General features: G+C 71.3%; 17 protein-coding genes. 13 read left to right on the top strand and 4 right to left on the bottom strand.

From position 1 onward, the window contains the following. The first annotated feature begins 715 nt into the window (after positions 1-715). Positions 716-2,029, top strand: coding sequence for an endo-1,4-beta-xylanase (locus ACIQMX_RS12285; RefSeq protein ID WP_402477070.1), 1,314 nt, complete (start codon positions 716-718; stop codon positions 2,027-2,029). Between the two features lie 123 nt (positions 2,030-2,152). Here ACIQMX_RS12285 and ACIQMX_RS12280 read toward each other — a convergent pair whose 3' ends face one another. Beyond that, entirely contained in the window at positions 2,153-3,235 is a 1,083-nt protein-coding gene (locus ACIQMX_RS12280) for a LacI family DNA-binding transcriptional regulator (protein ID WP_363069265.1), read from the bottom strand. A 226-nt stretch (positions 3,236-3,461) separates the two neighbouring features. On the opposite strand from ACIQMX_RS12280, the gene ACIQMX_RS12275 reads away from it, so the two are divergent. The 11 genes from ACIQMX_RS12275 to ACIQMX_RS12225 all read left to right on the top strand — a co-directional run bounded on the left by ACIQMX_RS12275 (position 3,462) and on the right by ACIQMX_RS12225 (position 17,423). After that, entirely contained in the window at positions 3,462-4,730 is a 1,269-nt protein-coding gene (locus ACIQMX_RS12275) for an ABC transporter substrate-binding protein (RefSeq protein WP_402477068.1), read from the top strand. 138 nt (positions 4,731-4,868) lie between these two features. Next, entirely contained in the window at positions 4,869-5,711 is an 843-nt protein-coding gene (locus ACIQMX_RS12270) for a sugar ABC transporter permease (RefSeq protein WP_363069261.1), read from the top strand. Continuing rightward, positions 5,698-6,621 (top strand): carbohydrate ABC transporter permease, encoded by a 924-nt coding sequence (locus tag ACIQMX_RS12265; protein WP_363069259.1) that lies wholly within the window; start codon positions 5,698-5,700, stop codon positions 6,619-6,621. The genes ACIQMX_RS12270 and ACIQMX_RS12265 overlap by 14 nt, the downstream gene beginning before the upstream one ends. Positions 6,622-6,666: 45 nt before the next feature. Then, positions 6,667-7,431, top strand: a complete 765-nt coding sequence (locus ACIQMX_RS12260; protein ID WP_363069257.1) for an SDR family NAD(P)-dependent oxidoreductase — start codon at positions 6,667-6,669, stop codon at positions 7,429-7,431. Then, a complete protein-coding gene (locus ACIQMX_RS12255; RefSeq protein ID WP_402477064.1) occupies positions 7,419-9,206 on the top strand; it encodes a heparinase II/III family protein in 1,788 nt (595 codons plus the stop codon). Before ACIQMX_RS12260 ends, ACIQMX_RS12255 begins: the two co-directional genes overlap by 13 nt. Before the next feature lie 3 nt (positions 9,207-9,209). Then, positions 9,210-11,189, top strand: coding sequence for a hypothetical protein (locus tag ACIQMX_RS12250; protein ID WP_402477062.1), 1,980 nt, complete (start codon positions 9,210-9,212; stop codon positions 11,187-11,189). Between the two features lie 2 nt (positions 11,190-11,191). Continuing rightward, the gene (locus ACIQMX_RS12245) at positions 11,192-11,794 is read left to right on the top strand and encodes a hypothetical protein (RefSeq protein WP_363069251.1); all 603 of its coding nucleotides are present in this window, start codon (positions 11,192-11,194) and stop codon (positions 11,792-11,794) included. Beyond that, a complete protein-coding gene (locus ACIQMX_RS12240) occupies positions 11,791-12,870 on the top strand; it encodes a DUF1565 domain-containing protein (RefSeq protein WP_402477059.1) in 1,080 nt (359 codons plus the stop codon). The genes ACIQMX_RS12245 and ACIQMX_RS12240 overlap by 4 nt, the downstream gene beginning before the upstream one ends. Next, positions 12,867-14,018 (top strand): SGNH/GDSL hydrolase family protein, encoded by a 1,152-nt coding sequence (locus ACIQMX_RS12235; protein WP_402477056.1) that lies wholly within the window; start codon positions 12,867-12,869, stop codon positions 14,016-14,018. Before ACIQMX_RS12240 ends, ACIQMX_RS12235 begins: the two co-directional genes overlap by 4 nt. Before the next feature lie 11 nt (positions 14,019-14,029). Further along, a complete protein-coding gene (locus tag ACIQMX_RS12230; protein WP_402477054.1) occupies positions 14,030-16,444 on the top strand; it encodes a polysaccharide lyase 8 family protein in 2,415 nt (804 codons plus the stop codon). Between the two features lie 4 nt (positions 16,445-16,448). Further along, entirely contained in the window at positions 16,449-17,423 is a 975-nt protein-coding gene (locus ACIQMX_RS12225) for an acetylxylan esterase (protein ID WP_402477051.1), read from the top strand. Positions 17,424-17,433: 10 nt separating this feature from the next. Here ACIQMX_RS12225 and ACIQMX_RS12220 read toward each other — a convergent pair whose 3' ends face one another. From ACIQMX_RS12220 to ACIQMX_RS12210, 3 genes are all read right to left on the bottom strand, one after another. Beyond that, positions 17,434-18,978, bottom strand: coding sequence for a phytoene desaturase family protein (locus ACIQMX_RS12220; protein WP_402477049.1), 1,545 nt, complete (start codon positions 18,976-18,978; stop codon positions 17,434-17,436). 61 nt (positions 18,979-19,039) lie between these two features. Next, positions 19,040-21,298: a tetratricopeptide repeat protein gene (locus ACIQMX_RS12215; RefSeq protein WP_402477046.1), complete on the bottom strand. Its 2,259-nt coding sequence runs from the start codon at positions 21,296-21,298 to the stop codon at positions 19,040-19,042. 26 nt (positions 21,299-21,324) lie between these two features. Beyond that, positions 21,325-22,215, bottom strand: coding sequence for an oxygenase MpaB family protein (locus ACIQMX_RS12210; protein ID WP_402477043.1), 891 nt, complete (start codon positions 22,213-22,215; stop codon positions 21,325-21,327). A 68-nt stretch (positions 22,216-22,283) separates the two neighbouring features. On the opposite strand from ACIQMX_RS12210, the gene ACIQMX_RS12205 reads away from it, so the two are divergent. Beyond that, positions 22,284-22,520 carry a hypothetical protein gene (locus tag ACIQMX_RS12205; RefSeq protein WP_402477040.1) on the top strand — a complete coding sequence of 79 codons (237 nt, stop codon included), beginning with the start codon at positions 22,284-22,286 and terminating at the stop codon, positions 22,518-22,520. Positions 22,521-22,773 lie beyond the last annotated feature (253 nt).

Genomic DNA, 22,773 nt, shown 5'->3' with positions numbered 1-22,773 from the left:
CGCGTCGCACCGCACTGATCGCCGGGGCGCGGACGCCCGGTTCACCGGGCGCGGCGTGACCGGCGAATCGGCGCGGGAAGGTGGTGCCGGACAGACCGTCCGGATCATGCCGGGCTCATGGGATTCGGCACGCAGATCTCAAAATTCTTTCAGGAGTCGAAATATTTCGCTCCGACGTCTCGCCACCTTCGATCCACCCGCCATCCGATTCCCCGCTTCGAGCGCGGAAATCCCAGCTCACGCAAGCCACGACCGAATCAGAATCTCCTCGGCGCGACACGCACGAGACACACATCTCGTCGAACAGTCGGAATCCTTTCGTAACCCTCGGAGGCGAATGTGCGCATGCGCCCCATCCTGCAGGCCTCGAAGCTGCAATGAGACCACGTTTCAGCAGGTCACAAACACCAAGGGCGTCCGAGTATCGCTTTACATCATCGAAATATTTCGGAAATGCAGCGTTGACGAGCTGTCCGGGCGCGCGCATACTCTCCCTCGCTCCCCGCATCACCAATCAACTTCTCGCCACGGCACCGCCCTTGACCGGTACGTGCCCGTGGCGGACGAACCGCTCTGCGCACAGTCCACCCCCGTCCGGGCGGTCCGCTGCGGCCGGCCCGGCGATCGGAAGAAGGTGTTGGAAGTGATCGTCAATTCATCGCACGGCGGCGAGGCCACACGTCCGCGACGTCGCTCACGCGTACGAAGGGCAGCCGTGCTCGCCACTGCGGGCCTGCTCGCCGCGGCCGGGATCCTCTCGCTCGCGGGTACCGCCGAGGCCGCGACGACGCTCGGGGCGTCCGCAGCCGCCAAGGGCCGTTACTTCGGCACCGCCGTGGCCGCCGGCCACCTCGGCGAGTCCGCGTACGCCTCCACCCTGGACACCGAGTTCACCATGGTGACCCCGGAGAACGAGATGAAGTGGGATGCCGTCGAGCCCTCACGCAACAGCTTCAGCTTCGGCGCCGCGGACCAGATCGTCAGCCACGCCCAGGGCAAGGGCATGAAGCTGCGCGGCCACACGCTGGTGTGGCACTCCCAACTGCCCGGCTGGGTCGGCGGGCTCGGGGCCACCGATCTGCGTTCGGCGATGAACAACCACATCAACCAGGTGATGGCGCACTACAAGGGCAAGATCTACGCCTGGGACGTCGTCAACGAGGCCTTCCAGGACGGCAGCAGCGGCGCCAGGCGCAGCTCGCCCTTCCAGGACAAGCTCGGCAACGGCTTCATCGAGGAGGCGTTCCGCACCGCCCGGGCGGCCGACTCCGGGGCCAAACTCTGTTACAACGACTACAACACCGACGGTCAGAACGCGAAGAGCAACGCGGTCTACGCCATGGTGAAGGACTTCAAACAGCGCGGTGTGCCGATCGACTGCGTCGGCTTCCAGTCCCACTTCAACAGCAACTCCCCCGTCCCCTCGGACTACCAGGCCAATCTGCAGCGATTCGCCGACCTCGGCGTCGACGTGCAGGTCACCGAACTGGACATCGAGGGCTCGGGATCGGCGCAGGCGGCGAGCTACACGAAGGTCGTGAACGCCTGTCTGGCCGTGACACGCTGCAACGGCATCACGGTATGGGGCATCCCTGACAAGTACTCGTGGCGCAGCAGCGGCACCCCGCTGCTGTTCGACGACAACTACGGCAAGAAGCCGGCCTACGACGCCGTGCTCGCGGCCCTGGGCGGCACCGGCGGCGGCGGTGACGGCGGCACCGGCGGCGCCTGCACGGCCACGTACACCAGGACCAACACCTGGGGCGACCGCTTCAACGGGCAGGTCACCATCACGGCCGGCAGCGCGGCGATCAGCACGTGGACCGCAACGGTCACCGTGACGTCGCCTCAGAAGGTCGTCACCACCTGGAACGGCACCCCGTCCTGGGACGGCAGCGGCAACGTGATGACGATGAAGCCCAACGGCAACGGCAGTCTCGCCGCCGGCGCCTCCACGTCCTTCGGGTTCACCGTCATGACGAACGGGAACACGTCGGCGCCCGTCATCGGCGCCTGCGCCGCTTCCTGACCCCGTACGGGCGGGGCCGCGGCGGCGCCCCGCATTCCGTCGGTCACCGGCGCGTGGACATCGTCTCCCGGACGGTGCCCACGCGTCGTCCGTCCAGGGTTCGGAGCAGCGCGGGCCGGTGACTCACCGCAGCGCGCGGGCCCCGGCCGGCGCCACCACGTCGACGGGTGCGGGCGCCGTCGACTCCCGGACCACCAGTCGCGGCCTGATCAGGAGCGAGCGTCCTGCGACCGGCGCCGAGTCGATACGGGAGCGCAGCTGCTGGAACGTCTCGGCCGCCATCTCCGGCAGCGGCTGGCGGACCGTGGTCAGCGGCGGTTCGAAGAGGTCGGCGAGCAGGATGTCGTCGAACCCGACCACGGAGATGTCCTGTCCCGCGCTGCGGCCTGCGTCCTTCGCGCCCCGGCAGATCCCGATGGCGCACATGTCGTTGATGGCGACGAAAGCGGTGGGCGGACGCGGGCCGCAGAGGAGTTCGCGGGCGGCCTTGCGTCCCAGTTCCGCCGCGTCCTTGTCGCCGAACTCGGCGGTGTCGGCGCCGGGCCACACGATCGCGTCGGCCGGGTCGAGACCCGCCGACTCCAGGGCTGCGCGGAAACCGCGCAGCCGCTCGCGGCGGTTGACACTGTTGACCGAGCCGGAGACGAACGCCAGCCGGCGGTGGCCCAGTTCCAGCAGATGACGGGTGGCGAGCTCGGCGCCCATCGCGTTGTCGACGCTGATGGAGGCCAGTGACGGCGGATCGCCCGCCTGGGCGGTGCGGTCGAAGGCGACCATCTTCAGCCCGCGCCCCAGCAGCGGCGCCACATGGTCGAGCGAGGGCAGCGAGGAGCAGAGCACCACTCCGCTCACCCCGTCGGCCAGCAGCTCCTCGCCGTACTTGAGCTCACGGGCCGGATCGCGCTCGCTGTTGCAGAGCAGTACGTGATAGCCCTCGGCCAGCGCGATGGCCTCCAGCTCCCGGGCGAGGGCCCCCCAGAACGGGTTGGCGACGGACGGCACGATCAGGCCGATGACCTTGATCCGGCCGGTGCGCAGCATGCGGGCCGCACGGTTGGGCCGGTAGCTGAGCTGCTCTATCACCTGCTCGACGCGGGCCAGGGTCGCTGCCTGCATACGGTCCGTACGTCCGTTGAGGACGTTCGACACGGTGCTCGCGGATACCCCCGCAGCCTCCGCGACCTGATGGATCGTTACCCCGCTCATGCCACCTCCGGTTCGGAACGTGTTCAGCCACACTAGTGTACCGATTTACTGAACTCTCTTCACCGGTACACCCGTTAACTTCCCTGAAAATTGTTGTGCATCAGCTGTTGACGAGCCTCTCAGGGCGTTCCTAGTCTCAGTGCATCGATTTACCAGCGCTTCCCAGCCATGGCCGGGTTGCCATCGCTGGATCGATCCACTGCCTCCACCTCAAAAGGGGTGCCCAATGGAACTCAAACGACGGTCGCTGCTCGCCGCCATCGGCGCAGGCACGGCTGCGGCCGCACTCTCCGGCTGCGGCACCGGCTCCACCGCGGCCGGCTCCGCCGACGGTCCCGCCGAGGGCGAGATCACGCTGCTCACCCCGATCTTCGAAGGTGCCAACGGCAAGACGCTGTTGGAGAAGGAGATCATCGGCGGCTTCCGGAAGAAGTACCCGGACGTCAAGGTGAATGTGGACTACACCACGTATGCGCAGCTCAACGAGAAGATCACCACGGGTATGGCCGGCGGGCTGCTGCCCGACGTGCTGATGATGGGGGTCGGCTGGATCCCGCCGTTCGCCGCCAAGAAGGCGATCGCCGAGCTGCCGGAGGAGTTCGCCACCGCGCACGACTACGAGAAGCGGGTGCTGGAGCCGTCGCGCTACGACGGCAAGCTGTACGCGCTGCCGGTGGTCCTGGACACCCGCATCGTCGTGTACCGCAAGGACCACTTCGCCGAGGCCGGCATCAAGAAGACCCCGGCCAACTGGGCGGAACTGCGGGCTGTGGCCAAGGCGCTGACGAAGAGCGGCCGGCACGGTTTCGACCCGTTCTCCATCGATCTGCGGCAGTGCTGGGAGACCTTCCTGTTCGCCAACGGCGGTCAGCTGTTCAGCGCGGACGGCAAGAAGGTGCTGTTCACCGACAGTCGCGGCGTCGAGGCGCTGCAGTTCTTCAAGGACCTGTCCGCGGACGGGTCCGCCGACTACACGAAGAAGACGGCTGCCGGTGCGCCGTCGAACGTCCAGACCGGCAAGGCGTCGATGATGATGACGACGAGCGCCCTGTGGGAGCAGGTCCGTGAGCAGAACCCGGAGCTGCGGAAGGACGACACGCTCGGCGCGTTCGTGCTGGCCAACCGCAAGCCGGCGATGCTCCAGGGCGGCACGCTCGTCACCCAGTCGGCGAGCTCCAAGCACCCTGCGGCGGCGCGTGCCCTGGTCGAGTACCTCGCGACCCCCGACGCGATCCTGGGCGCCGCGAAGCAGCGCGGTTCCGTACCGGGGCTCAAGGATCTCAACGAGTCCGGGTACGTGAAGGAGAACAAGTTCGTCGATCTCTCCCTCCAGAACATGAGCGCGGCCTGCTCCGAGGGCGGCACCGCGGCCTGGATGGAGATCCGCGAGAAGATCAAGCCGACGCTGGAGCCGGCGATCGTGGGCGGTCAGTCCGCGAAGGACGCCATCGCGGAGCTCGGCCGTCTCGCCGAGGCCGCCATCGGCCGGATGTGAGGCGCCACTGTGGGAGCTGTATCCGTACTGAAGGCACGGCCCGCGCGGCCGCCTTCCCCGCCCGATAACGCGCGGCCCGCCAAGCAGCGGGCCCGCAGGGCCCCGACGGGTCCCGGGCGTCGCAGGCAACGGGCCGGCATGCTGATGGTGGCCCCCGCCCTGCTGCACGCCGCCCTCTGGATCGGCCTGCCGGTCGTCGCCTCGGTCGTCCTCGCCTTCACGAAGTACGACGTGCTGACGCCGCCGCAGTTCGTGGGGCTGGACAACTTCAAGGAGATGATGGACGACGCGGTCTTCCGCAAGTCCATCGTCAACACCGTCATCTACACCTTCTTCACCGTCCCGTTCGGCATGATGCTGGGACTGCTGCTGGCACTCGCCCTGCACACCGGTCTGAAGGCGCGCGGCATCTTCCGCACCGCGATCTTCCTGCCTCAGGTCACCGCCACGGTGGCGATCGCCCTGGTCTGGCTCTGGATCTACAACCCTGGCAACGGCCTGTTCAACGCCCTGCTCTCGTTCGTCGGGATCGACGGACCGGCCTGGCTCTCGTCGACCGGCTGGGCACTGCCCTCGGTGATCCTGGTCGGGGTCTGGCAGGGCATCGGCATGAAGATGCTCATCTACCTGGCCGCGCTCCAGTCCCTGCCGAAGGAGCTGTACGAAGCGGCGTCGGTGGACGGAGCCTCCAAGGCCCGGCAGTTCTTCTCGATCACGCTGCCCCTGCTGAAGCCCGCGACGTTCTTCGTGCTCATCACCTCGATGATCAGCGCGTTCCAGTCGTTCGACCAGATCTACATCCTCACCGAGGGCGGCCCGGCCAACAGCACCACGATGATGACGTATGAGATCTACAAGTCCGCCTTCCGGGAGTTCCGCGTCGGCTACGCCTGCGCCCAGTCCCTGGTGCTGTTCGTCCTGCTGATGGGCTTCACCCTGGTCAACCGGCGGATCATGGGAGGTACCCGTGGCCACAACTGAGCTGCGCAAGCCAGGGGTCGGGCACACGTCCCGCCCCGTGGCGCGGCAGAAGCCGCTCACCGTCGGCCGGATCGCGCTCTACGTGACGCTGTCCGTGATCTCCCTGCTGATGGTGGTGCCGTTCGTCTGGATGGTGCTGACCTCACTCAAGACCCCGGTGGAGATCGCGTCCCAGGACGCCGGACTGCTGCCGGAACACTGGGACTTCAGCAACTACGGCGAGGCGCTGAAGGCCGCTCCCTTCGCCACGTACGCCCGCAACAGCTTCATCATCGCGACCAGCCACACCGTGCTCAACCTGGTGATCGCCTCGATGGCGGGGTACGCGCTGGCCCGGATCAGGTTCCGGGGCAGCGAGGTCATCTTCTACCTCTTCATCGCGGCCCTGATGATCCCGACGTACACCAAGGTGCTGCCCGAGTTCCTGATCGTCCGCTTCATGCCGCTGGCCGGCGGGAACGACCTCTTCGGTCAGGGCGGCAGTGGCTGGCTCGACACCTGGTGGGCGCTCATCGTGCCCGGCGCGGTCACCCCGTTCGCGGTCTTCCTCTTCCGGCAGTTCTACCTGGATCTTCCGGTGGAGCTGGAGGAGGCGGCCCGGCTGGACGGTCTGGGCGAGTTCCGGATCTACGCCCGGATCATGACGCCGCAGGTCAAGCCCGCGCTCATCACGGTGGCACTGCTGACCTTCGAGTCGTCCTGGAACAACTTCCTGTGGCCGCTGCTGGTGACCCGGACGGACAGTCTGCGGGTCATCCAGGTGGGGCTCTCGGTCTTCAAGACGGAGAACGGCCCCCAGTGGCACTTCCTGATGGCGGGCACCACGCTCGCCACCCTGCCCATGGTCGTGCTCTTCCTCATCGGCCAGCGCTACTTCGTGCAGGGCTTCGCCACCGCCGGTCTCAAGTGACCGGTCCCGGTCCTCAAGGGCCGGTTATCGAAAGGGTTACCCCCCATGTCTGCTGATCTCCAAGGTTCCCGCGCGCTGGTGACCGGAGCGGGCCACGGCATCGGCCGCGCCATCGCCGTCGCCCTGGCCGAGGCCGGCGCCGACGTCGCCGTCCACTACCACTCCTCCGCGGACGAGGCCGCGAAGACGGTCTCCGCGATCGAGGCGCTCGGCCGCAGGGCCAAGGCGTTCCAGGCCGACGCGACGGTGACGGCCGAGGTGGACCGCCTGGTCGAGGAGGCCACCGGATTCCTCGGCGGGCTGGACGTCCTGGTCTGCAACGCCGGCCATCTGATCGGCCGGGCGACGATCGCGGACATGTCCGACGACCACTTCGACCGGGTCATCGACACCAATCTGACCTCGACGTTCCGTACGGTACGGGCGGCGCTGCCGCATCTGAAGGAGTCGTCCGCCGGGCGCGTCATCACGATGTCGTCGCTGGCCGCACACAACGGCGGCGGTCCGGGCTCGGTCGCCTACGCGGCCGCCAAGGCCGGGATCCGCGGCTTCACCAAGGGCCTGGCCAAGGAGCTCGGCGGCAGCGGCATCACGGTCAACACCGTCGCTCCCGGCTTCATCAAGGGCACCGCCTTCCATGACACGTTCACCGCGCCGGCGGCGCAGCAGGCGATGGAGGCGGGCATCCCGGTGGGCCGGGCCGGCACGCCGGAGGACGTCGCCTCGGCCGTCGTCCACCTGGCCTCGCCCTCGTCCGGCTTCCTCACCGCGACCACGGTGGACATCGACGGTGGCGTATGGCCGCGTTGAGGCGGATCGCGCGGGAGCGCGGCGGCTGGTGGCACGCGTACGTCTGCCCGGCGCACGGGGTGGAACTGGACCACGGCGATGTGCTCGCCGGCGTGTTCCCGGAAGGCGGTGCGCGGTGTCCGTACGGCTGCCGGGTGGACAACGACGCGGTGCGCGGCGCCTGGCTGGTGCTGTCGCACCAGGCGTGGGCGCGTCATCTGCGGGTGCTCGCCCATCGCGGCGAGCGCGAGGAGGCGGTGGCGCGGCTCGTCGAGTACACCGCGCTGTACGAGGAGCTGGCCACCGCGCGGCACGGTGAGGCCCAGGGCTGGATGCTGCGCGGCCGGCTCTTCCACCAGGCGCTGACCGACGCGATCTGGGCGGTGAACATCGGCCACACCGTCGTGACGCTCGCCGAGCGCGGCACGGACGACCTGTTCCGGGCCCTGCCGCTGCTGGACTCCCTGGAGCGGGCGGCGCTCGACGCCCGCTCCGTGCTGATCGGCAAGGGACAGCTCGCTTCCAACTACACCGCGTGGCTCAATGCCGCGGGTGTGGCCGCCGGGCGCGCCGCCGCGGCGGTGCGCGGGCAGGAATGGGACGGCGGCAAGGAGTGGCTGGAGGGCGACAGCGGGCTGTACGCGCATCTGCGGGTCGCGGTCGCCGAGGACGGATGGGAGTGGGAGGGCAGCACCTATTACCACGGGTTCGTCCTGCGGGCGGCGCTGCTGGCCCTGCGGGGCACCGATCCCGCTGCGGTCCCGGCCGATGTGGTGGATGTGCTGGCGGGGATGACGGATGTGCTGGCGGCTATCGCCACGCCGGGCGGGATCCTTCCCGCGCTGCACGACGGGCCGTACCTGCGTGACCCGCTGGCCCTTGAGTGGCTGGAACTGGTGGCGCTGGCTCAGCAGCTGGTCCCCTCGGGCGCGCTGGAGGCGGTCGCCGGCCGGGCCCGTGCCGAGCTGGGTTCCGGCGACGACGGGCTGGACCGGGAGCTCGGCGGATGGTTCGCGGGACCACCGCTGCCGGAGCGCCCGGCACCCGGCGCGCTCACGCTGTTCGGCGCCGCCGGCTATGCGGTGCTGCGCGTGGCGGGCATTCACGCGCTGCTGGACTTCGGCCCGCACGGCGGTTCGCACGGCCACCGGGACAAACTGTCGCTCTATCTCTACGGCGACACCACGCCGTGGCAGCCCGATCCGGGCCAGGTGCCCTACGCGCACGCCGAGTTCCGTGACCTGTACGCGTCGACCGAGGCGCATCCCGCCTTCCTCGTGGACGGCCTCGAACAGGCGGAGTGCACGGGAGCGCTGCTCGCCTCGGACGACCGCTCCGTCACGGCGGAGGTGACCACGGCGTACGAGGGTGTGCGCGCGGTCCGGCGCGTCGTGGCGGGCGACGGCTGCCTGGTGGACCTGCTGACCGTGACGGCGGACAGGTCCCGCCGCATCACCGCCCAGCTCCGCCCGGGCACCGCCCTGGACGTACAGGTGCAGGCGGCGGGCGCGACGCGCACCACCTGGTACGGCGACGAGACGCTGCACGGCTGGCACACGCACCGGGCGGATGCGCCGGTGCGCCCGGTGACCCGGCCGGGTCCCGGCCCGGCGGACGATCCGCAACGCACACGGACCCGGGTCGACTTCACCGCCGACACCGACCGGGTCACCTTCGCCTCGGTGTACCAGGCGGCATCGGCCGGGCCCGCGGTGAGCGACGTACGGCTGGACGCCGACGGACTGACGGTCCGGCTGGCCGACGGCAGCACCACGTGTTTCCGGACGGAGGACTGACCCTTGCTGCTCTCGGCGACCCCGCCGCCCGGCGCGCGTCCCGCACAGGAGGTGCGGCTGTACGAGGAGGCCGCCCGCCACCGCGGGCTGACCCCGCCCCGTACGCACCCCCTGGCCAGCATCACGTGGCTCGGCCCCGCCGCCTCCAATCCGGCGCTGGCCTACCGGGTCGGCGGCGACCCGGCGCATCTGGCGGAGAGCCTGCGCTGGATCGAGGCCGCGGTGCGGCTGCCGCACTGGGGCCGGGCCCATATGCCGGACCACGACCTGGACGCGGGCTGGCTGCTGCATCATCTGGCCCTCACGTACTGGTGGATCGGCGACGACCTGCCGGACGGGGTACGGGCGCTGCTTCGGTACAAACTGCTGCTCCAGGGGCGGCGGATGTACGAGTTCGCGGTGGCGAGCGAGGGCCGCTGGTGGTCATCTTCCTACTGGCAGAACCACAACTGGATCTGTTACGCGGGTCTGGCGACGGCCGGCTACGTGCTGGGCAAGGAGGAGTGGACCGGGCGTGCCAAGGACAATCTCGGGACCGTCCTGGACCTGATGCCGCAGGACGGGTCGCACGCCGAAGGCGTCGTCTACTGGCGTTACGGCGTGCCGTTTCTCGCCGCCCACCTGGATCTCCTCAAGGAGGCGGAGGGCGTCGACTGGTGGGACCGGGGCGGATTCATGTCCCGGACGTTCCGCTACCGGCTGCACCAGACGGCTCCCGGGTTCGCGTTCAACGTCGACCACGGCGACTGCCACGACCGGCGCAGCGGCCACAGCGCAGGTCTCTACTACCGGCTCGCCGCCCAGTACGCGATCCCGGAGGCCCAGTGGATGGGCGATCTGGCCTCGGGCGAACTGCTGTGGCCGGAGGCGGCCGAGAGCGGGGTGCGGCCGGGCATCCTTCCGGAGGCCTACCTCGAATACCTCTGGTACGACCCGTCCGTGCCGGCTGTCCGGCCCACCGGGACGCGGGCGTTCTTCCCGGACCTCGGGCTGCTGGCCGCGCGCACGGGCTGGGACGACGACGCCACGCTGGTGTCGTTCAAGGCCAGCCCGGGCGGCGGTCACCGGGCGTGGGAGACCGCCGGGAAGCACCGGGCGGAGAAGGGCTGGGACACCCTGAACCAGGGTCACCACCATCCCGATTCGGGTTCGTTCGTGTTCGTGTCGCAGGGTGCGTTCCTCGCCGTGGACGAGGGCTACAGCAACCGCAAAAGGGCCGCGCACCACAATCTGCTGCTGGTGGACGGGCAGGGGTACGCGGACGAGGACCGGTATCACGTGTACCGGGACATCCCGTTCGAGCGGCAGGCCAGGCAGCGCGATGTGCTCGTCTCCGACGACTGCGGGTGGGCGCATGCCACGGCGGAGATCGCCGCCATGTACGACCCCGGCCTCGGGGTGCGGCGGCTCGACCGGACGCTGGTGTTCACCCCGGCGGGGCGCCTGGTGCTGCTGGATCTCGCCGAGGCGGACGCGGCGCGGGAGTGGACGTTCCTCCTCCAGACCGACCGGCCGACCGAGCCGCAGGAGGACGGCAGCCGGCTGATCCGCTCCGGGGCGGCCACGGCCCGGTTCCGGCAGCTCGCGCCCGGCGACGCGCGCGTCGCCGGCGAGGTCACCGAGGTGGAGGCCAACCCGACGTCGAGCACTCCGGAACTGCGTCTCACCCGCACGCTGCACACGCTGCGCTCGACCACGACGCGGTCGGTGGAGGGGCTGTTCCTCACCACGATCGCCCCGGGACCGGAGGCGGACGCCGCCCGGGTTCCCTGCACGGAGGGCCAGGGCGTGACCTTCGGAACCGAGACCGTGCTGCTCTCCCCCGTCGCGCGGCGCATCCGCGCCGAAGGAGTCCTCGCCGACGCGGCTGCCGTACTGCTCACCGAGGGTGGCACCCCGTACGTCGTGGCGGCGACCCGGCTGGAGCTGGACGGCAAGGTGCTGCTCGACGTGGCGGAACCGTACACAGGAAAGGCCGGCTGATCATGCAGGCAACTCTCTCGTCCGGCTGGCCGACGCTGCTGCGGCGGCTGGAGTTCGTGGCCTACCCGGCCGCCGCCGGCGCCGCGTTCGCCGTGCTCTCGCTCGGGGTGGTGACCTGGCTGCCCGCGCTCGCCGCGATGGCGTACGGGCTCCAGCGGTGGCGGGCCGACGGTGACGGCCGCGCCTTCGCCATGACGTTCAGGGCCTTCCCGCAGTACTGGCGGGCGCTGTGGCGGCACTCGCTCGTCTCCACGGCGGCCGCAGGCGTGCTGGCCGCCAACACCGCCCATCTGCTCGGCCGTTCGGAGCCGTGGACCTTCGTGCTGCTGGCGGCCCAGGTGGGCATCGCGGCCGCCCTGGTCATCCACCATGTGGCGTTCGCGGCCGAGGCCGGCCGGGCCCCGGGCGGCACGGTCCGCGCCTGGACCCGGGGCGCGCTGGCGCTCGGCTTCGGCTCGGCCGCCCGGGGCACCGCTCTGCTCGGCGCGGTGGTCTCCGCCGTGCTCCTCTCCCTCGTCGTACCGCTGGGGCCACTGCTTCTCGGCCCGAGCATTCCCGTACTGCTCGCTCTGTCCTTCGCTGATCCCAGGAGGCACACCCCATGAGCCACGCACTGCGCACCACCCTCGTCGCCGCGCTCGCGCTCGGCGCCCCGCTCGTGTTCCCCCCGCCGTCCGTGGCCGCTGCCGCCGCCACCGCCTACTACGTGTCGCCGTCCGGCAGCGACGGCAACTCCGGCACCTCGGCGGGCTCCCCGCTCGCCACGATCCAGAAGGCGGTCGATCTGGCGCCGACGGGCGCGGTGGTGAACCTCGCCGCCGGTACGTACAAGCAGGATGTCGTGACCAAGCGCGCCGGCGTCACGATCACCGGCCCGGCGAACGCCGTGGTGAGGGGGGCCGGTGACGCGCGGATCATCCAGGTGCAGCACGATTCGACGACGCTGAGCGGATTCACCGTCGACGGCCTGCACGGGTCGTCCACCGATGTGGCGGGATACCGCCTCAAGCTCATATATGTCATGAGCACGACTCCCGGGAACGGTGTGGGCGGTCTGCGCATCACCGGAATGACGCTGAAGAACGCCGCCGACGAATGTCTGCGGGTGCGCTATCTGGTGACCGGCGCCGACATCTCGGAGAACACCATCACCGACTGCGGCGTCGCCGACTTCAAGTTCGGCGGCGGGGGCAAGAACGGCGAGGGCATCTACCTCGGCACCGCTCCGGAGCAGCAGGGCGCGAACGGGGCCCCGGACGCCGCCCCCGACATCAGCAGGAACAACCGCATCCACCACAACACGATCGCCACCCGCGGCAACGAGTGCGTCGACGTGAAGGAGAACGCGACCAACAACTACGTCGAGTACAACGACTGCAGCCAGCAGAAGGACTCCAGCTCCGGCGGGCTCGACGCGCGCGGAAGCGGCAACATCTTCCGCTACAACACCATCCACGACAACACCGGTGCGGGCATCCGCCTCGGCGGCGACACCGCGGCCGACGGCATCGACACCAGCGTCTACGGCAACACGATCACCCAGAACGCCGGCGGCGGCATCAAGTTCATGCGCACCCCGCAGGGACCCGTCTGCACCAACACGATGAGCGGGAACACCGGCGGCGACGCCGTGGGCACCTACGGCAGTGAGTACGCGCCGACCGGCGCGTGCCCCCAGTGAGCGGGCGGGGACCCGCGAGACGCGGGGTACTGACGGCGGCGGCCGGACTGGCCGCGGTCGTGGCGGCGGCGCCGGGCGCGCAGGCCGCCGCGGGACCGGGAACCGGTGTGCGCCCCTCCCGCTGGTCGACGTCGTGGGCGACCGCGCAGACCGCGCCGACGCCCTCCGACACGGTGGCGAGCACCGGACTGACGCAGGGCACGTTCACCGCACACGTACGGCTGTCGGCCGGCGGGCAGGTCCGGCTGCGCTACGGGCACGCCTTCGGCACGCTGCCGGTCCTGATCGGTCCGGTGACCGCGGCCGGCAGGCCCGTGACCTTCGGCGGGCAGCGGCAGGCGTGGCTTGCCGCGGGCGCCTCGCTGACCAGCGACACGGTGGCGGGACTGCGGGCCGCCGAAGGCTCCCTGCTGACGATCCGCACCGAACTGCCCGGTCCCACCGGTCCGTTGTCGTTCCACCGCAACACCCACGCCTCGCACGACGTCGACGGGGTACGTACCACTTCGGTGTTCCTGCTGACGGGCGTCGAGGTGACGGGCGCGCACGGGCCGGTGATCGCGGTGCTGGGCGACTCCATCGCGGAGGGCGTCGGCACACCCGACGACTCCGATCTGCGCTGGCCCGACCAGCTGGCCCGGCGGCTGCCCGGTGCGGCGGTCGCCGACCTCGGGATCAGCGGCAACCGGGTCCTGCTGGACGACGCCCGGTTCGGGCCGGGCGGACAGGCGCGCTTCGACCGCGATGTGCTGTCCCTGCCCGGGTTGCGGACCGTCCTGATCCACCTCGGGGTCAACGACCTCCAGCAGCCGCCCAGCCAGACGGACCCCGCGCTCGTCCTGGCCGGCTACCGGCAGCTGGTGCTGCGCGCCCGTGACGCCGGACTGCGCGTGATCGGCGCGACCATCGCCCCCTTCGGCGGCTGGACCCGCTGGACGCCCGAGCTGGAGACGGTGCGGCAGCGGATCAACACGGCCGTGCGGACCGGCCGGATCTTCGACGCCGTGACCGACTTCGACGCGGCTCTGCGCGATCCGGACCGCCCGGAGCGGCTGCTGCCCGCGTACGACAGCGGCGACGGCCTCCACCCCAGTCCTTCCGGCCACGCGGCGCTCGCCGCGGCCGTCGACCGCCGACACCTTCTGTGAGGGCCCGCACCATGAAGCCAGGCACCACCAGAGGCACCACGCGCCGCACCGTCCTCGCCGGCGCGGCGGCGCTCGGCGCGGCCGCCACCCTGCCGCTCACGCTCACGGCGGGCACCGCGCACGCCGCGGACCCGGTCGACGACGCCGCCTCGCTCCGGACCCGGTGGCACACCCTTCTCACCGGCGGCCCCGGCCTCGATCTCGCGGACGCACGGATCGCCGCGGCCGTGGCCCGGATCGGCAAGGCCGCGACGACGTCGGCGAAGGGCCTGGACCCGTCGCGTACCGACGGGCTCTTTCCCGACCTGACGAGCACCACGCTCTCCAACCACGTCACCACCTCGTTCAAACGCCTCGCGACCTTGGCTACCGCGTGGGCCGTACCCGGCACCGTCCAGTACGGCGACACCGCGCTGCGGGACCTGCTCCTGGCGGGCATCGACTGGATGCTGACGAACCGGTACGGGCCCGGGCACACCCGGTTCGACAACGACTGGGACTGGGAGATCGGCTCCGCCCTCGCACTCAACGACGCCGCCGTGCTGCTGTACGACGTGCTCGGAACGGAGCGCCTCGGCCGGATCAGCGCGGCCGTCCGCGGCTACACGCCCGACCCGAACCTGTGGCGGGCCGACCGGCAGATCGCGACCGGCGCCAACCGGGTGTGGATCTCCACCGTCGTCGCCGTGAACGCGGTGCTCCGCGACAGCGGCGACGACCTCGTGCGGGTCCGTGACGCTCTTTCGGACGTCGAGGGTTCGGGCGCCAACAGCGTCCTCGCCTTCAACGACGCGAGCGCGGCCTCCGAGGGCACGGGCGAGGGTTTCTACTCCGACGGCTCGTTCCTCCAGCACTACAAGCACCCGTACAACGGCGGCTACGGCAAGGAGCTGCTCAACAACCTGTCCCGGCTGCTGAACCTCCTCGCGGGCACCGCGTGGACGGTGACCGATCCCGATCTCGACAACGTCCGCCGCTGGGTCGACGAGGGCTTCGATCCGCTCCTGGCGCGCGGCGACGTCATGGCGTCGGTCTGCGGCCGCGAGATCGCCCGGCCCAGCAAGCAGGGCCACGCCTCGGCGCAGACGGTCATCGAGGCGGTGGTCCGGCTGATCCCGAGCTTCCCCGGTGAGACCGCCGACCGGTTCACGGCCCTGGTCAAGCAGTGGATCGCCGAGGACACCTACCGGGACTTCCTCGCCGTCACCGACCTCGCCTCGCTCGTCGCGGCCCGGAACGTCATCGCCTCACCGGTTCCGGCGCGCGGCCCGCTGGTCGCCCACAAGCAGCACCCGCGGATAGACAAGGCGGCCCACCACCGGCCCTCGTTCGCCCTCGGCATCTCCGCGTACTCCTCGCGGATCTACAACTACGAGTCGATCCAGAACGAGAACCTGCACGCCTGGCACCTGTCCGACGGCATGGTGCTCCTGTACACCGACGACCTCGGCCACTACAGCGAGGACTACTGGCCCACCGTCGATCCCGCACGGCTGCCCGGCACCACCGTCCTCGCGGGCCGGCCCGCCGACGCCGCCGGGCAGCGCACCACCAGCACCGCCGACTGGGCGGGCGGAGCCGCACTGCCGGGGACGACGCTGGGCGCGTACGGGATGGAGCTGCGGGCGTTCGGCAGTTCGCTGCACGGCCTCAAGAGCTGGTTCTGCCTCGACGACGTCATCGCGTGCGTCGGCTCGGGGATCAGTGCCGACGCGGGCACCGCCGAGACAGTCGTGGAGAACCGGAAGCTGCGGGACCCGGCGGCGGCGCTCCTCGTCGACGGACAGGCCGCCCCGCCGGACACCGGCTGGTCGGCGCGGCTGGACCAGGTGCGATGGGTGCACGTCGCGGGGACCGGCGGCTACGTCTTCCCCGAGCCCGTCACCCTGCACGGTCTGCGCGAGGACCGGACGGCGACCTGGCGCGAGATCAACCTCAAGTACGGCACGGACACCCCCGTCACCCGCCCGTATCTGACGCTGTGGCAGGACCACGGGACCGCGCCCGACGGAGCCGGCTACTTCTGGCTCCAGGCACCGATGGCCTCCCCGGAGCGGACGAAGCAGTGGTCGTCCGCGCCCCCGGTGAAGCTGGTCGCCCGCTCCACGGCCGTGCACGCGGTACGCCGCTGCGCGGACGGGCTGCTCGCCGCGAACTTCTGGGGCGCCGGGACGGCACAGGAACTCACCTCGGACGGACCGGCCTCGGTCCTCGTCCGGCCGGAGGGCAGGACGGTCACCGTCTCGCTGTCCGACCCGACCCAGCTGCGGTCCTCCGTCGTACTGGACCTGGCCCGGCGCAATCTGAGCGTCGTCTCGGCCGGCCCGGGCATCACGGTGGCACCGACCGGCAGCGGTATCCGCATCACCGCGGACACGACCGGACTCCACGGTGCAACCCTCGACCTCACCTTGAAGAGGAGCTAGACCCTTGCTGTTCGACATGCCCCTGGACCGGCTGCGCGACTACCGGCCGGAGCCGGAGGAGCCGGCCGACTTCGACGCCTTCTGGGAGAAGACGCTCACCGAGAGCGCCCGCCACGGCCTGGACGCCGAGTTCGTCCCGTACGACGCCGGATTCGCCACCGTCGACGTGTTCGACGTGACGTTCCGCGGCTGGGGCGGCCAGCCGGTGAAGGCGTGGCTGCTGCTCCCCCGGGAGCGCTCGGGCCCGCTGCCGGCCGTCGTGCAGTACATCGGCTACAACGGCGGACGCGGCATCCCCTACTCCTGGCTCACCTGGAGCGCCCTGGGCTACGCCCACCTGGTCATGGACAACCGCGGCCAGGGCGGTGGCGGCAAGAACACCGCCGACACCGTGGACATCGGCCCGGACGGGAACGGCTCCTCGTCCCCCGGCTTCCTGACCCGGGGCATCGAGGACCCGTACCGGCACTACTACCGCCGGCTGATCACGGACGCGGTGCGGGCCGTCGACGCGGCGAAGGCGCACACCGCGGTGGACGCCTCACGCGTCGCGGTGCTGGGAGGCAGCCAGGGCGGCGGCCTCGCGCTCGCCGTGGCGGGGCTGCGCGACGACGTGGTGGCGGCCGTCGCCGATGTGCCGTTCCTCTGCCACTACCGGCGTGCCTCGCAGATCACGGACGCGGGCCCGTACGCGGAGATCGCCCGCTGGCTGTCCGGGCACCGTTTCCGGATCGACGAGGCGATGGAGACCCTGTCGTACTTCGACGGCGTCAACTTCGCGGCCAGGGCGACCGCTCCGGCGTGGTTCTCGGTGGGGCTGATGGACAAGATCTGCCCGTCGTCCACCGTGTTCGCCGCCTACCACCGCTATGCCGGTCCGGCGCAGATCGAGGTGTTCACGTACAACGGGCACGAGGGCGGCGCGGAGTACGACCTGCCGCGCAAGATCGCGGCGCTGCGGGGTGCGTTCGGTCGGTAGCGGACGCCGGTCACCGGCCCAGCGCCGCCATCGCGGCGTTGTGGCCGGGGACCCCGCTTACCCCTCCGCCGCGCACCGCCCCGGCCCCGCAGAGCAGGACGTTGGCGTGCGCGGTCTCCACGCCCCAGCGGCCGGTCTCCGGCGTGGCGTACGGGAAGGCGAGGTCCCCGTGGAAGATGTGGCCCCCAGGCAGCCGCAGGTCCCTTTCGAGGTCGAGCGGCGTCCTCGCCTCGATGCACGGCTCACCGTGCGCGTCGAGCGCCAGGCAGTCGGCGAGCGGCTCCTCCAGATGGGCGTCGAGCTCGGCGAGCGTCGCCCCGAGCAGCGCGGCACGGGCACTGTCGTTGTCCGCGGCGAAGAGACGCGCCGGGGTGTGGAGGCCGAACAGGGTCAGGGTCTGGTAGCCGCGGGCGGCGAGATCCGGGCCGAGGATCGAGGGGTCGGTCAGCGAGTGGCAGTAGATCTCCGAGGGCGGGGCCGCGGGCAGTCTGCCGGCAGCCGCCTCCCGGTGGGCGTCGGCCAGCTGCCCGTACCCCTCGGCGATGTGGAAGGTCCCGGCGAAGGCCTGCCGCGGGTCCACGGACCGGTCCCTGAGCCCGGGCAGCCGGGTGAGCAGCATGTTCACCTTCAGCTGGGCGCCTTCGGCCGGGGCGGGCGGTGCGTCGCCGAGGAGGGCGGCGAGGGCCTCGGGCGAGGCGTTGACCAGGACGCGGCGTGCGCCCACGGACGACTCGCCGCTGTCCGTCCGTACCGTCACCTCGGCGTGTGTGCCGTCGGTGTCGATGCGGACCGCCTCGTGCCCCGTGCGGATCTGCGCGCCGGCGGCACGCGCGGCCCCGGCGAGAGCGTCGGTGAGCGCGCCCATCCCGCCGACCGGCACATCCCAGTCACCGGTGCCGCCGCCGATCACGTGGTAGAGGAAACAGCGGTTCTGGAGCAGTGAGGCGTCGTGCGCACCGGCGAAGGTTCCGATGAGCGCGTCCGTGAGGACGACGCCGCGGACGAGGTCGTCGTCGAAGGCGTTCTCGACGGCGACGCCGATGGGTTCCTCGAACAGCATCCGCCAGGCGTCCGCGTCGTCGATCCGCTGCCGCAGCGCGTCACGGGTGGGCAGCGGTTCGGTGAGTGTCGGGAAGACCCGCTCGGCGACCTGCCCGGTGCGTCGGTAGAACCGCTGCCACGCCTCGTACTCCCGGTCCGAGCCGGTGAGGGCGGCGAAGGAGTCCCGGGTGCGGTCGCCGGCCACGAGCAGGCCGGTGGGCCGGCCGTCGCGGACGGCCGGGGTGTAGGAGGAGACGGTCCGCTTGCGCACGGTGAAGTGCAGGCCGAGATCGCGGACGATCTTCGACGGGAGCAGCGAGACGAGGTAGGAGTAGCGCGACAGCCGGGCGTCGACCCCGGCGAACGGACGGGTCGAGACGGCCGCTCCCCCGGTGGTGCCCAGCCGCTCCAGGACCAGGACGGACTGCCCGGCACGGGCGAGATAGGCGGCGGCGACAAGGCCGTTGTGGCCGCCACCGACGATCACTGCGTCATAGCTGTCTCGTACGGGCATGCCCCTTGGTAACACGGACGCGTGCCGTGGACCAGGGCCGGACTCCCGCCGGGCACCGGGCTCAGCGCGACGGGATGCCCCGCTGCTGCCGCAGCGCCGCCACCTGCCGGTAGAGCTCGACGGCCTCCTGGCCCCTGCCGAGCTGTTCGAGGCAGTGCGCCTCGTCGTTGCGGCCGGCGAGGGTGTCGGGGTGGTCGGCTCCGAGGATCCGGGTGCGTGCCTCGGCCACCTGCCGGTACACGGTGAGGGCGTCGGCCCAGCGGCCGAGCCAGCCGAGACCGACGGCGACCTCGCGGCGGCTGACCAGGGTGTCGGGGTGGTCGGGGCCCAGGACGCGTGCGCGGTTCACGCAGACCTCGCGCGATTCGGCCAGCGCCTCTTCCCAGCGGGCCAGCCGGCCCAGGTTGACGCCCAGTCCGTGGCGGGCGCGGAGGGTCTCGGGGTCGGCGGGGCCGCTGACCCGGGTCCGGTCCTCGACGAGCCCGCGGTAGAGCTCCAGCGCCTCGGCGCTGCGGCCCAGGCGTCCGAGGCTGATCCCTACCTCGTAGCGGGCCGCGAGCGTGTCCGGGTGGTCGGCGCCCAGCGCCTGCGCACGGGCCTGGACGACTTCCCGGTAGGTCTGCAGGGCCTCCGTCCAGCGGCCTAGCCTGCCCAGGGTGTAGCCGACCTCGTAGCGGGTGACGAGGGTGTCGGGGTGGGCGGCGCCGAGCAGCCGGGCGCGCGCCTGCGCGACGTCGCGGGCGATGCCGTACGACTCCTCCAGCCGTCCCAGCCTGCTGAGGTTGAACGCCAGGTTGTGGCGGCAGCGCAGGGTGTCGGGATGGTCGGGCCCCATCGAGCGTTCCCGGGAGGCGAGGACGGCGGCGTACAGCTGGTGGGCCTCGAAGTGCCGGCCGAGCTGGCCCAGTACGTAACCCATCTCCTGGCGGGCCGCGAGGGTTTCCGGATGATCGGGGCCCAGGCTGCGTTCGCGTCCCTGGGCGACACGGGCGAACTCGCGCAGCGCGTCCGTCGCGCGTCCCGTGCGGCTGAGGGTGAAGCCCACCTCGTACCGGCTGGAGAGCGTGTCGGGGTGGTCGGGTCCGAGGACGCTCTCGCGTTCGGCGGCGACCGCGCGGTGGACCTCGCCCGCCTCCTCCCAGTGGCCGAGCCTGCCGAGGTTGAGGCCGGCGCTGTGGCGGCTGGCGAGTATCGAGAGGAGTTCCGGTCCCGGCGTGGGCCGCTCGGCACCGGCCGGCCGGCCCGAGGCGGGCTGCGCGGCGCCGGTGGTCCATGCGCCGGTGAGGCCCGCCGCGTGGTCGAACGAGTCCGGCAGCATGGCAGCGGTGCCGGTCGCCTTGTGCCCGGTGGTCATGCCGCGGGTCCAGTCGGGCAGCCGCGGTGCGGGGGCGGCGGGCCTGCCGGGATGTTCGACGGGGGCGGGCGGCGCGAGCAGCACCCGGCCGGTCGGTTCCAGGTGGGGCTGCTCGCCGGTGCGGCCGACGGCGATACGGCGGCGCAGGTCTCCGGCGTCCACCGGCCGCTGGTCCGGCGTCTTCGCGAGCAGTTCCAGGACGACACGGTCGAAGAACCCCGGCAGTTCCGCGCGATGCGTGCGCAGGGGTTCGGGCGGGGTGTCACGGTGGCCGACGAGTACGCCCCAGGCGTCGTCGAGGTCGAACGGCGGTGCCCCGGTGGCGATCTCGTACAGGACACAGCCCAGCGAGTAGAGGTCGCTGCGGTGGTCGATCTGGCCGCCGCTGATCTGCTCCGGCGACATGTAGTGCGGGGTCCCCATGGCGATGCCGGCGCCCGTGAGGCGGGAGGTGACCGAGATGTCGTGGCCGAGCCTGGCGATGCCGAAGTCGCAGATCTTCACCGTCCCGTCGACGAGCCGCATGATGTTGGCGGGTTTGAGGTCGCGGTGGACGATGCCCTGCTGATGGGTGTAGCCGAGGGCGTCGGCGACCTGTTCGGCGATGTCGACGACGTCGTCGACCGGCAGCGGGTGCTGCTTGTTGTCCTCCAGGAGCTGGCTGAGGTTGCGGCCGTCCAGGAGCTCCATCACCAGATAGAGCACGCCCTCGTGTTCGCCGAAGTCGTGGACGACGGTGACACCCCGGTGCTGGAGAGCGGCGGCGACGCGGGCCTCGCGGCGGAAGCGCTCACGCAGGATGCGGGTGAAGTCCTTGTCGTGCTGCGGGCCCATGGGTTTGAGGCATTTGACGGCGACCTGACGGCCGAGCGACTCGTCGCGGGCACGCCACACCTCGCCCATGCCGCCCCGCCCGATCAGATCGAGCAGTCGGTACCGGCTCTGGATCAGCCTGGTTTCCGCCATCCCTGCTGTCGCCCCCGTCACTCCGCCTACTGTTGCTGCGCCCTCCCCGGCCCGTCCAGTATGGCTGCCTGCCTTTTCAGTGTGTACGGGGTGGGGCGGCTGCCGGGCCCGAGTCGCGCCATCGCGTTCACAATGTGACCGGGCGGAAGCTTCCAGCGCAGCCTCGACGGGATGGCGCGCAGCGCGGTTCCGGTGGTGCGCAGGCGGCGGTCGACGGTGGCCGCGGACGGCGCCGGTCTGCCGTACAGCTCGTGGGCGAACGGGGGCAGCGACTGGTACGCGAGGGCCGCCACACGCCGCCACAGCACGGCGCGCGCCGGCACGAGCAGCGGGTGGACCGGTGGCCGGCGCAGGAACGCGTCGACGTCCAGCGCCTCGGGCGAGGAGGCCAGTGCGGGCCGTACGCGCTCGAAGTACGCGGCGAGCTGTGCGGTGGTCGCGGGCACTTCGGACGGATCGAGGCCGACGAGGCGGGCGCCGGTGCGGTGTTCGTCGACGTACCGGTCGGCCTGCGCGGCGGTGAGCGGGTAGCCGGAGCGCCGTTCGACCTGGAGATAGGAGTCGACCTCCGCGCAGTGCACCCACAGCAGGAGCTCCGGCTCGTCGACGCCGTACGTCTCGCCGGTCAGCGGGTCGGTGGCCTTCAGCAGCCGGTGGATCCTGCGGACCCGCGCTCCGGCCTTCTCGGCGGCGTCGGTGGTCCCGTAGGTGATCGTCCCGACGAACCCCGCCGTGCGCATCAGCCGGCCCCAGGCGTCCTCGCGGAAGTCGCTGTTCTGCATGACGCCGCGCACCGCGCGCGGGTGGAGCGCCTGGAGGTACAGGGCGCGTACTCCGGCGACCCACATCATCGGGTCGCCGTGCAGCTGCCAGGTGACCGATGCGGGTCCGAAGAGCCCGGGGTCGGCGTCCGTCATGTGCGCGTACCTCCTGTCTCCACCGAGTCCACGCGGCAGCCGGCCCGCGGGTTCGCCCACCGTGACCGGTGGCGCTCCATCAGACTGCCGCATCCGCCCGGCACATCGGACCTGCCCCGGCTCCCTGGGCCCTGGACCCGGCGGTCTCCCGCCGCGCCGATGTCCTGGTCCTCGGCCCCCGGCCGGACGATCCGCCGTCCTTCTTCACCTGCCCGGCCGACAGGGAGGTACAGCCGCGCTTCGCATCGGGGTTCGGTTATGACCCCGCCGGGGCCCGGTCCGACCTGCTGCGGCCGGCGCTGTAAGAGGCCGGGCTCATCCCGCCGGACGACTTCCCCGACGACCTGCTCGGCGACGACGAGGAGTTGCCGGCCGGCGAACAGAGGCGCCGGGTACTGACGGTCGCCGGTGAACACTTCGGGCTGTCTCTTCCCTCGCCGGTTCGTCGAGAGCGGACAGCTTCCCACGGTGGTCACGCGCACCTCGCCTCCCTCGTCCAGGTCAGCGGCGCAGCCGCTCTTCCGACGGCATCCGGGCAGGTCAGGGTGATGGCGTCCG

Origin of the sequence: Streptomyces sp. NPDC091416, assembly GCF_044756845.1 — a bacterium.
Classification (GTDB): Bacteria; Actinomycetota; Actinomycetes; order Streptomycetales; family Streptomycetaceae; genus Streptomyces.
Note: the sequence above shows the minus strand (reverse complement) of the source record. Positions and strands in the feature narration are given on the sequence as shown.